The organism is Streptomyces sp. NPDC043427 (genome assembly GCF_056436655.1).
This window is the reverse complement of the sequence record NZ_JBWKCC010000001.1, coordinates 397,184-406,759: the sequence shown is the minus strand read 5'-3', so window position 1 is coordinate 406,759 and position 9,576 is coordinate 397,184. Positions and strand designations below refer to the sequence as shown.

At 69.0% G+C, this 9,576-nt stretch carries 8 protein-coding genes; 5 read left to right on the top strand and 3 right to left on the bottom strand.

The annotated features are described in order from the left end of the window. Positions 1-68: 68 nt before the first annotated feature. Positions 69-998, bottom strand: coding sequence for a DMT family transporter (locus AC067M_RS01850; protein ID WP_478694983.1), 930 nt, complete (start codon positions 996-998; stop codon positions 69-71). Positions 999-1,069: 71 nt separating this feature from the next. Between AC067M_RS01850 and AC067M_RS01845 the strand changes: the two genes are divergently transcribed. Then, positions 1,070-1,960 (top strand): LysR family transcriptional regulator, encoded by an 891-nt coding sequence (locus AC067M_RS01845; RefSeq protein ID WP_478694982.1) that lies wholly within the window; start codon positions 1,070-1,072, stop codon positions 1,958-1,960. Here the strand turns inward: AC067M_RS01845 and AC067M_RS01840 are convergent. Together AC067M_RS01840 and AC067M_RS01835 are read right to left on the bottom strand one after the other, a co-directional pair. Beyond that, positions 1,913-2,785, bottom strand: a complete 873-nt coding sequence (locus AC067M_RS01840) for a phosphatase PAP2 family protein (protein WP_478694981.1) — start codon at positions 2,783-2,785, stop codon at positions 1,913-1,915. The genes AC067M_RS01845 and AC067M_RS01840 overlap by 48 nt on opposite strands. Before the next feature lie 130 nt (positions 2,786-2,915). After that, the gene (locus tag AC067M_RS01835) at positions 2,916-3,950 is read right to left on the bottom strand and encodes a LacI family DNA-binding transcriptional regulator (RefSeq protein WP_478694980.1); all 1,035 of its coding nucleotides are present in this window, start codon (positions 3,948-3,950) and stop codon (positions 2,916-2,918) included. A 388-nt stretch (positions 3,951-4,338) separates the two neighbouring features. Between AC067M_RS01835 and AC067M_RS01830 the strand changes: the two genes are divergently transcribed. The 4 genes from AC067M_RS01830 to AC067M_RS01815 all read left to right on the top strand — a co-directional run bounded on the left by AC067M_RS01830 (position 4,339) and on the right by AC067M_RS01815 (position 9,493). Then, on the top strand, positions 4,339-5,610 hold the full coding sequence (locus AC067M_RS01830; RefSeq protein WP_478694979.1) for an extracellular solute-binding protein: 1,272 nt from the start codon (positions 4,339-4,341) through the stop codon (positions 5,608-5,610). 106 nt (positions 5,611-5,716) lie between these two features. Next, positions 5,717-6,721: a carbohydrate ABC transporter permease gene (locus AC067M_RS01825; RefSeq protein WP_478694978.1), complete on the top strand. Its 1,005-nt coding sequence runs from the start codon at positions 5,717-5,719 to the stop codon at positions 6,719-6,721. Positions 6,722-6,734: 13 nt separating this feature from the next. Further along, complete coding sequence (locus tag AC067M_RS01820) at positions 6,735-7,646, top strand: sugar ABC transporter permease (RefSeq protein WP_478694977.1); 912 nt, start codon at positions 6,735-6,737, stop codon at positions 7,644-7,646. 167 nt (positions 7,647-7,813) lie between these two features. Beyond that, a complete protein-coding gene (locus AC067M_RS01815) occupies positions 7,814-9,493 on the top strand; it encodes a glycoside hydrolase family 13 protein (RefSeq protein WP_478694976.1) in 1,680 nt (559 codons plus the stop codon). The last annotated feature ends 83 nt before the right edge of the window (positions 9,494-9,576 follow it).

The window sequence follows — 9,576 nt, the reverse complement described above, 5'->3', positions numbered from 1 at the left end:
CGGTGCGTCGAGCCCGTCGCGGGTCGCGCCCTCTGTTCGCTGCCACAGTTGAGCGGCGTGGGGACCAGCTAAGCGACGGGCTGCGACGCACCGCCACGGCCCGCTCCCGTCGTCTCGCGGCTGCCGGCCCATCGGGGGATGGCCTTCCTGCGAGTCAGCCCTACGCCGATGAGGACCACCACCATGCCGATCACCACCCGCGTTCCCACCTGCTCGTCCAGGATCAGGGCGCCGAGCGCTACGGATACGACGGGGAGCAGGTAGCCCACCGTCGCCGCGCTCGTCGCGCCCTCCTCTGCGATCAGGCGGTAGTTGAGGTAGAAGGTGACGCCCGTGCCGAGGATGCCCAGGGCGGTGACTGCCAGGAGGGCGGTGGGGTCGGGGTGGAGGGGGCCGGCTGTGGGGAGGGCCAGGGTTGTCCAGGCTGTGGCTGTCAGGAGCTGGGCCGCTGATACGGCGAGGGGGGCGTCGTCGGTGGTGAGGTGGCAGGCCATGTAGGCGAAGGCCACGGCGTAGCTGGCGGCGGCGGCCAGGAGGGCGAGGGCGCCCCAGGACAGCAGGCCCGACTGGTGCCAGGGGGCGAAGATCAGCAGGGTGCCGGTGAAGCCCAGGAGGAGGCCGGTCAGGCGTACGGGGTTCAGGGCGCGGTCGGTGCCCAGGACTGTGCCGATGAGGAGGGACCAGAGGGGGGTGGTGGCGTTGAGGACGCCTGCGATGCCGGAGTCGACCGTCTGCTCGCCCAGGCTGAAGAGGGCGAAGGGGATCGCGTTGCAGAAGAGGGCTGCCACGGCCAGGTGGGCCCAGGTGGTGCGGGAGCGGGGGAGACGTTGGCCTGCCGAGCGCGCCAGGAGGAGCAGGACGGCTGTGCCCAGGGCGCAGCGGGTGATCGTGATCTGGGCGGGAGTCAGGCCGTGGTTGAGGGCGAGTTTGATCCAGAGGAAGCCCGAGCCCCAGAGGAGGGCCAGCGTTGCCATGCGGAGGGAGGAGGCGAGAGGCATGGCTCTACGGTGGTGCGCTGGGCGTGTGAGGACAAGTGAAATGTTTTGGGCTGTGTTTTAAGCTGAGCTACATGATTGATGTGCGGAGGATGCAGGTCCTGCGAGCCGTGGTCGGGAGTGGGTCGGTTTCGGGGGCCGCGGCGCTGCTCGGGTATACGCCGTCCGCTGTCAGCCAGCAGATCGCCGTGCTGGAGAAGGAGGCGGGGGCCGCGCTGCTGGAGCGGGTCGGGCGGGGGGTGCGGCCCACAGCTGCGGGGTTGTTGTTGACCGAGTACGCGGAGGCCATCGGGCGGCAGGTCGCGGAGGCGGAGGCCGCGCTCGCCGATCTGCTCGCGGGGCGCACGGGGCGGTTGGCCGTGCGGTACTTCGCGACGGCGGGGGCAGGGTTGATCGCTCCGGCTGTGGCGCGGTTCCGGGCCGGGCATCCGGGGGTGCAGGTCGACCTCAAACTGGCCGATGCCGATCCGTTGTCCGGCGTGCGGGAAGGGCGGGCGGATCTGGCTCTGGTGGTCGGGGCGGCGGAGGGGGCGCATGACGGCGTACGGCTTCGTCATCTGTTGGACGATCCCTACCTTGCCGTGCTGCCCGAGGGGCATCGGCTGGCGGACGCCTCCAGTGTGCGGCTGGCCGAGTTGGCGGGGGAGCGCTGGGTCGGCAGTGAGTGGCCCGGGCCGTGTCTGGACGCCCAGATGGCGGCTTGCGAGACCGCCGGGTTTCGGCCGGAGTTCGTGGTGGAGAGCGAGGACTACGTGACCGCTCAGGGGTTCGTGGCGGCTGGGCTCGGGGTGGGGCTCATTCCGCGGCTGGGGCTGGGAAGCCGGCATCCCGGAGTGGTGGTGAGGGAGGTGCGGGAGCCCGAGCCTTCGCGTGCGATCTACGCGGCCGTGCGGGAGACGGCTCCGCCGCAGCCGGCCCTAGAGGCGTTCGTCGACGCGCTGCGGGCCGTGGTGGGCGGCGCGTAGACGGCTCGGCACCCTCCTCGGCAGGGCGTAGGGCAGGGTGCCGTAGCACGTGCGGGCCAGGGCGAAGCCGAAGGCCAGGCAGAGCATGCCGCCCACCGCGTCCAGCCAGAAGTGGTTGGCGGTGGCGACGATGACCACCAGGGTCACCGCCGGGTAGAGGAGGCCCAGGACTCGTACCCAGGGGATCTTGGCCAGGGCGAAGATCGTGAGGCCGCACCACAGGGACCAGCCGATGTGCATGGACGGCATCGCGGCGTACTGGTTGGACATGTTCTTGAGGTCGCCGGAGGCCATCGAGCCCCAGGTCTGGTGGACCATGACCGTGTCGATGAAGTGGCCGCCGGTCATGAGGCGTGGGGGTGCCAGGGGGTACAGGTAGTAGCCGACCAGGGCCACGCCTGTGGTGGCGAAGAGGACCAGGCGGGTCGCCGCGTAGCGGCCGGGGTGGCGGCGGTAGAGCCACACCAGGACGGCCAGGGTGATGATGAAGTGCAGCGTCGCGTAGTAGTAGTTCATGCCGATGATGAGCCAAGTCATCGAGTTGACGGCGTGGTTGACGGACTGCTCCATGGCGATGCCGAGGTGGTGCTCCATCCGCCAGATCCAGTCGGCGTTGCGCAGTGCCTCGGAGCGCTGCTCGGGGACCGCGTTGCGGATCAGTGAGTAGGTCCAGTAACTGACCGCGATCAGCAGGATCTCGAACCACAAGCGGGGGCGGCGCGGGGTGCGCAGGCGGCGCAGGACGGCCGGCCCGGATTCGGCCGTAACGGTGTGCGGAACGACCTCTTCGGGCCCTTCCACCGGCGTCACGGTCGTTTCACCCATAGGCACACAGTTTGCCAGAAAACAGTTCCCTCACCGATCATCCACCGGTCGGGTTCCCGATGCATGTTGTACGGCGAGAAGACACCTGGGGCCAGTACCGGGGCATGAGGGAAAGGGGTGGTTCTCCGCCCTACGGACGATTCCGGTCACCAGGGGCCGAAGCGGTCGAACCTCGTACCACCAGTTCCGGCATGAACACGAACTCGCTGTGGGGTGCCGGGGTCCCGCCGATCTCCTCGAGGAGGGTGCGGACGGCAGCCTGGCCCATCGCGGGGACCGGCTTGCGGATCGTGGTGAGGGGTGGGTCGGTGAAGGCGATCAAGGGAGAGTCGTCGAAGCCCACGACCGAGACGTCCTGGGGGACGTCGAGGCCCCGCTGCCGGGCCGCTCGTATGGCACCCAGGGCCATCATGTCGCTGGCGCAGACCACCGCCGTGCAGTTCCGGTCGATCAGGGCCGTGGCGGCGGCCTGGCCGCCCTCCAGGGTGTAGAGGGAGTGTTGGACCAGCTCGGTCTCGATCGTCTCGGCGGTCAGACCCAGCTGGTCCTGGACCGCGCGGACGAAGCCCTCGATCTTGCGCTGGACCGGGACGAAGCGCTTCGGGCCGAGGGCGAGGCCGATGCGGGTGTGGCCCAGGGAGGCGAGGTGGGTGACCGCGAGGGTCATCGCGGCGCGGTCGTCGGGGGAGATGAAGGGGGCCTGGACCTTGGGGGAGAAGCCGTCGACCAGGACGTACGGCACGCCCTGGGCGCGGAGCTGCTCGTAGCGCTGCATGTCGGCCGTGGTGTCGGCGTGCAGGCCGGAGACGTAGATGATGCCGGCGACACCGCGGTCGACCAGCATCTCGGTCAGCTCGTCCTCCGTGGAGCCGCCCGGTGTCTGGGTGGCGAGGACCGGGGTGTACCCCTGCCTTGTGAGGGCCTGGCCGATGACCTGGGCGAGGGCCGGGAATATCGGGTTCTCCAGCTCCGGCGTTATCAGGCCGACGAGACCCGCGCTGCGCTGCCGCAGACGGACCGGGCGCTCGTAGCCCAGCACGTCGAGGGCGGCCAGCACGGACTGGCGGGTGGTGGAGGCGACGCCCGGCTTCCCGTTGAGGACGCGGCTGACGGTCGCTTCGCTCACCCCCGCCTGAGCAGCGATGTCGGCAAGCCGTGTGGTCACAGGGTGGGACTGTACCGGCCGGATCTCCCCTTGCACACCAATGGGACGCCGTGTGCGAGCTGGTGAACGGCCCGGCCGGGGCTGCTGCGTCATCGGGCTCCCTCGTGAAAGTGATGGCAAGAGCTTGCAGAGTCTTGCACAGCAGGCACCTGCCCTGCTCTACAGCGGCTCAATCGCGCCGACAACGGTCTCACGGCGGTCGCCTCCGGGTCACGCACGGATAACTTCGGAGAAGTCTTGCACTTTTTTTCTGCAAGGTCTTTCGTCGTGCTTACATCGCTGTTACGTTCACGTCGCCCGGCGGCCAACGGCGCAGTCGGCAAGTCGACACAGGCGGCGGACGGGGCCGCCCTGTGAGTCAGACGGGCTTTCACCTCAAGGAGAACTCATGCGGCGTGGCATAGCGGCCAGCGCACTGGTGGCGTCCCTCGCCCTCGCGGCGACGGCCTGCGGCGGCAGCGACAGCGGCGACAAGGCCGACGGTCCGGTCACCCTCACCTGGTGGGACACCTCCAACGCCACCAATGAGGCACCGACGTACCAGGCCCTGGTCAAGGAGTTCGAGGCCGCCAACAAGGACATCAAGGTCAAGTACGTCAACGTCCCCTTCGACCAGGCGCAGAACAAGTTCGACACCGCCGCCGGTTCCAAGGGCGCCCCCGACGTGCTGCGCTCCGAGGTCGGCTGGACCCCCGCCTTCGCCAAGAAGGGCTACTTCGCCGCCCTGGACGGCACCGAGGCCCTCAAGGACCAGGCCAAGTTCCAGCCCAGCCTGATCGAGCAGGCCAAGTACGAGGGCAAGACCTACGGCGTGCCGTTCACCACGGACACCCTGGCCCTCGTCTACAACAAGCAGCTCTTCGAGAAGGCCGGCATCAAGGAAGCCCCCAAGAGCTGGGACGACCTGAAGAAGGCCGCCGCCACCATCAAGGACAAGACCGGCGTCGACGGCTACTGGGGCTCCACCCAGGCCTACTACGCCCAGTCCTTCCTCTACGGCGAGGGCACCGACACCGTCGAGGCCGAAGGCAAGAAGATCACCGTCGACTCGGCGCAGGCGAAGAAGGCGTACAGCACCTGGCTCGGCCTCTTCGACGGCAAGGGCCTGCACAAGGCCGACACCACCGCCGACGCCTACGCCCACATCCAGGACGCCTTCGTCAACGGCAAGGTCGCCGCGATCGTCCAGGGCCCCTGGGAGATCACGAACTTCTACAAGGGCTCCGCCTTCAAGGACAAGGCCAACCTCGGCATCGCCACCGTCCCGGCCGGCTCCACCGGCAAGGCCGGCGCCCCGACCGGCGGCCACAACCTCTCGGTCTACGCCGGCTCGGACAAGGCCCACCAGGACGCCGCGCTGAAGTTCGTCAACTTCATGACCTCGGCGAAGGCCCAGGAAACCATCGCCCTGAAGAACAACACGCTGCCCACCCGCGACGACGCCTACACCGCGCAGGTCAAGGCCGACCCGGGCATCGCCGGCTACCAGGGCGTCCTCGCCGCCGCCCAGCCGCGCCCGGCGCTTCCCGAGTACAGCTCCCTGTGGGGTCCGCTCGACACCGAACTGCCCAAGATCGCCGGTGGCAAGGAGTCCCTCGACAAGGGTCTGAGCAACGCCGAGATCGCGATCGCCAAGCTGGTGCCCGACTTCAGCAAGTGAGCCCCGCGTGGCCGTCGGATCCTCCTGGAAATCGGGGGAGGGATCCGGCGGCCACCGGCCTGCGCCTGCCCAGCCCACTCCCTGATCCTTCAGAAGGTGTCGAACCATGACAGTCGCCATCGACCGAGCGACCGGCAAGCGGCGCGGTGAGCGAGACCCGCGGCCCGGGCTGGGTCAGCGCCTGAAGCACGGCTACCACAAGCACTGGTACGCCTACGCGATGATCGCCCCGGTGGTGATCGTCCTCGGCGTGCTGGTGCTGTACCCGCTGGTCTACGGCTTCTACCTCACCCTCACCGACGCCAACAGCCTCAACACGGCCCGCACCATCGGCGTCAACCACATCGACGCCACGTACAAGTTCATCGGCCTCGACAACTACGCCGACATCCTGTGGGGGCCGACGGCGTACGACCGCTTCTGGTCGCACTTCATCTGGACGATCGTGTGGACCGCCCTGTGCGTGAGCCTGCACTACTTCATCGGCCTCGGCCTCGCGCTGCTGCTCAACGAGAAGTTCCGCGGGCGCACCCTCTACCGCATGATCCTGGTCCTGCCCTGGGCCGTGCCCACCTTCGTCACCGTCTTCGGCTGGCGGTTCATGCTCGCCGACGGCGGCGTCATCAACACCGCGCTCGACGCCCTGCACCTGCCCTCGCCGCTGTGGCTGGAGGACACCTTCTGGCAGCGGTTCGCCGCGATCATGGTCAACACCTGGTGCGGTGTGCCGTTCATGATGCTCTCGCTGCTCGGCGGCCTCCAGGCCATCGACACCTCGCTCTACGAGGCGGCCGAGATGGACGGCGCGAACGCCTGGCAGCGGTTCCGGTACGTCACCCTGCCGGGGCTGAGGTCCGTCAGCTCCACCGTCGTGCTCCTCGGCATCATCTGGACCTTCAACCAGTTCGCCATCATCTTCCTGCTGTTCGGCGACACCGCCCCGGACGCGCAGATCCTCGTCACCTGGGCGTACTACCTCGGCTTCGGACAGCAGCCGCGTGACTTCGCCCAGTCGGCCGCCTACGGCATCCTGCTGCTGGCCATTTTGATCGTCTTCACCTCCTTCTACCGCCGCTGGCTGAGCCGCAACGACCAGCAGCTCGCGATCTGAGGCAGGAGTCCCCATGAGCACCAGCACCGCCCCCACCTCCGTCGCGAAGACCGACCGGCCCACCGAGGCCGCCCCCCGGGGCACCGCCCGCCGTCGCGGCCGGCGCGGACCCCTCGCCACCTTCACCACCCACGGCATCCTGATCGTGGCGAGCCTCGTCGCCTTCTTCCCGGTCGCCTGGCTGATCTTCCTGTCCCTCGGCCCGGACAAGGACGACTATCTGCACCCCGGGCAGATCTGGCACAAGATGACGTTCGACAACTACACGTTCGTCCTCCAGCACACCGGGTTCTTCGACTGGCTGAAGAGCACGATGGCCGTCGTCCTCGGTACCACCGCCATCGGCGTGATCATCGCCGCCACCAGCGGCTACGCCGTGTCCCGCATGCGCTTTCCGGGTTACAAGAAGTTCATGTGGGTCCTGCTCGTCACCCAGATGTTCCCGGTCGCCGTCCTGATCGTGCCGATGTACCAGATCATGTCGGACCTCGGCCTCATCGACACCTACCTCGGCCTGGTCCTCGTCAACTGCACCACCGTCGTGCCCTACAGCGCCTGGCTGCTCAAGGGCTACTTCGACACCATCCCGTTCGAGATCGACGAGGCGGGACGCGTCGACGGGCTCAGCCCCTTCGGCACCTTCCTGCGGCTGATCCTTCCGCTGGCCAAGCCCGGCCTCGCGGTCGCCGCCTTCTACAACTTCCTCACCGCCTTCGGCGAGGTCGCCTTCGCCTCGACGTTCATGCTGTCCGACTCGAAGTACACCTTCGCCGTCGGACTGCAGAGCTTCGTCAGCGAGCACGACGCCCAGCGCAACCTCATGGCCGCCACCGCGGTGCTGATCGCGATACCCGTCTCCGTCTTCTTCTACCTCGTGCAGAAGAACCTGGTGACCGGCCTCACCGCGGGCGGCACGAAGGGCTGACGCCCCACCCGGAGACAAAGCTCCCGCGCGCTTGCCGCGCGGGTGGCGGCCGCGGTGTCGATCCGACCCCGCTGTCACCGCGGCCGCCTCGTCACCCAGCCGTCGCACACTTGAAGTATCCGCACATGACCTCGACCCCGTTACACCCCTTACGTACCAAGGACACCATGAGCCAGCAATCCGCCGACCCGGCACCGAACTCCGCAGTCGCCACCGTCGTCAAGCGCCGCGACTGGTGGCGGGACGCGGTGATCTACCAGGTCTATCCGCGCAGCTTCGCCGACAGCAACGGCGACGGCATGGGGGACCTGGAAGGCGTACGATCCCGCCTCCCGTACCTGCGCGACCTCGGCGTGGACGCCGTGTGGCTCAGCCCCTTCTACGCCTCGCCGCAGGCCGACGCCGGCTACGACGTCGCCGACTATCGGGCCGTCGACCCCATGTTCGGCAACCTGCTCGACGCCGACGCGCTGATCCGGGACACCCGCGAACTGGGCCTCAGGATCATCGTCGACCTGGTGCCCAACCACTCCTCCGACCAGCACGAGTGGTTCAAGCGAGCGCTCGCAGACGGCCCCGGCTCGCCGCTGCGGGAGCGCTACCACTTCCGCCCCGGCAAGGGGAGGAACGGCGAACTCCCGCCCAACGACTGGGAGTCCATCTTCGGTGGGCCCGCCTGGACGCGTGTCACGGAGCCCGACGGCACCCCCGGTGAGTGGTACCTCCATCTCTTCGCCCCCGAGCAGCCCGACTTCAACTGGGAACACCCGGCCGTCGGCGACGAGTTCCGCTCGATCCTCCGCTTCTGGCTGGACATGGGCGTCGACGGCTTCCGTATCGACGTGGCGCACGGACTGGTGAAGGCGGAAGGCCTCCCCGACCTTGGAACCCACGGCCAGCTCAAGCTGCTGGGCAACGATGTCATGCCGTTCTTCGACCAGGACGGCGTGCACGAGATCTACCGGCAGTGGCGTCACGTCCTCGACGAGTACGCCGGTGAGCGCATCTTCGTCGCGGAGGCCTGGACCCCGACCGTCGAGCGCACCGCGAACTACGTCCGCCCCGACGAGCTGCACCAGGCGTTCAACTTCCAGTACCTGAGCACCGACTGGGACGCGCGGGCGCTCCGCCAGGTCGTCGACCTCACCCTGGAGGCCATGCGCCCCGTCGGCGCCCCCGCCACCTGGGTGCTGTCCAACCACGACGTGACCCGGCACGCCACCCGCTTCGCCAACCCGCCCGGCCTCGGCACGCAGATCCGCCTGGCCGGCGACCGCGAGCTGGGCCTTCGGCGCGCGCGGGCCGCCACGCTGCTCATGCTGGCGCTGCCCGGATCGGCGTACATCTACCAGGGCGAGGAGCTCGGCCTCCCGGACGTCGTCGACCTGCCGGACGAGGTGCGCCAGGACCCCGCGTACTTCCGCGGCGCCGGCCAGGACGGCTTCCGCGACGGCTGCCGGGTGCCGATCCCGTGGACCCGCACCGGCTCGTCGTACGGCTTCGGCAGCGGGGGCAGCTGGCTGCCGCAGCCGGAGAGCTGGGGTGAGCTCAGCGTCGAGGCGCAGACCGGCGTCCCCGGCTCCACCCTGGAGCTGTACCGCACCGCCCTCGCCGTCCGCCGCGAGCAGCCCGACCTCGGCGCGGGCGACTCCGTGGAGTGGCTGAAGGCTCCCGAGGGTGTCCTCGCCTTCCGGCGCGGCGAGTTCGTGTGCGTCGCCAACACCAGCGGCGAGTCGGTCACGATCCCCGCCCACGGCCGCCTCCTCCTCGCCAGCGGCGAGATCGCCGAGACGGACGGCGAGACGAAGGTGCCGACGGACACGACGGTGTGGTGGACGACGGCCTGACGGACCGGTCAGCGGTGAGCGGGCCCGGTCCCCGGTTCTCTCCGGGGACCGGGCCACAGCCGTCGACGGGCGGTCCCCTTCAC

What these genes read in the sequence shown, in the direction of transcription:
- AC067M_RS01850 (WP_478694983.1), bottom strand. Translation starts at nt 998, where the DNA reads ATGCCTCTCGCCTCCTCCCTCCGCATGGCAACGCTGGCCCTCCTCTGG.
- AC067M_RS01845 (WP_478694982.1), top strand. Translation starts at nt 1,070, where the DNA reads ATGATTGATGTGCGGAGGATGCAGGTCCTGCGAGCCGTGGTCGGGAGT.
- AC067M_RS01840 (WP_478694981.1), bottom strand. Translation starts at nt 2,785, where the DNA reads ATGGGTGAAACGACCGTGACGCCGGTGGAAGGGCCCGAAGAGGTCGTT.
- AC067M_RS01830 (WP_478694979.1), top strand. Translation starts at nt 4,339, where the DNA reads ATGCGGCGTGGCATAGCGGCCAGCGCACTGGTGGCGTCCCTCGCCCTC.
- AC067M_RS01825 (WP_478694978.1), top strand. Translation starts at nt 5,717, where the DNA reads ATGACAGTCGCCATCGACCGAGCGACCGGCAAGCGGCGCGGTGAGCGA.
- AC067M_RS01820 (WP_478694977.1), top strand. Translation starts at nt 6,735, where the DNA reads ATGAGCACCAGCACCGCCCCCACCTCCGTCGCGAAGACCGACCGGCCC.
- AC067M_RS01815 (WP_478694976.1), top strand. Translation starts at nt 7,814, where the DNA reads ATGAGCCAGCAATCCGCCGACCCGGCACCGAACTCCGCAGTCGCCACC.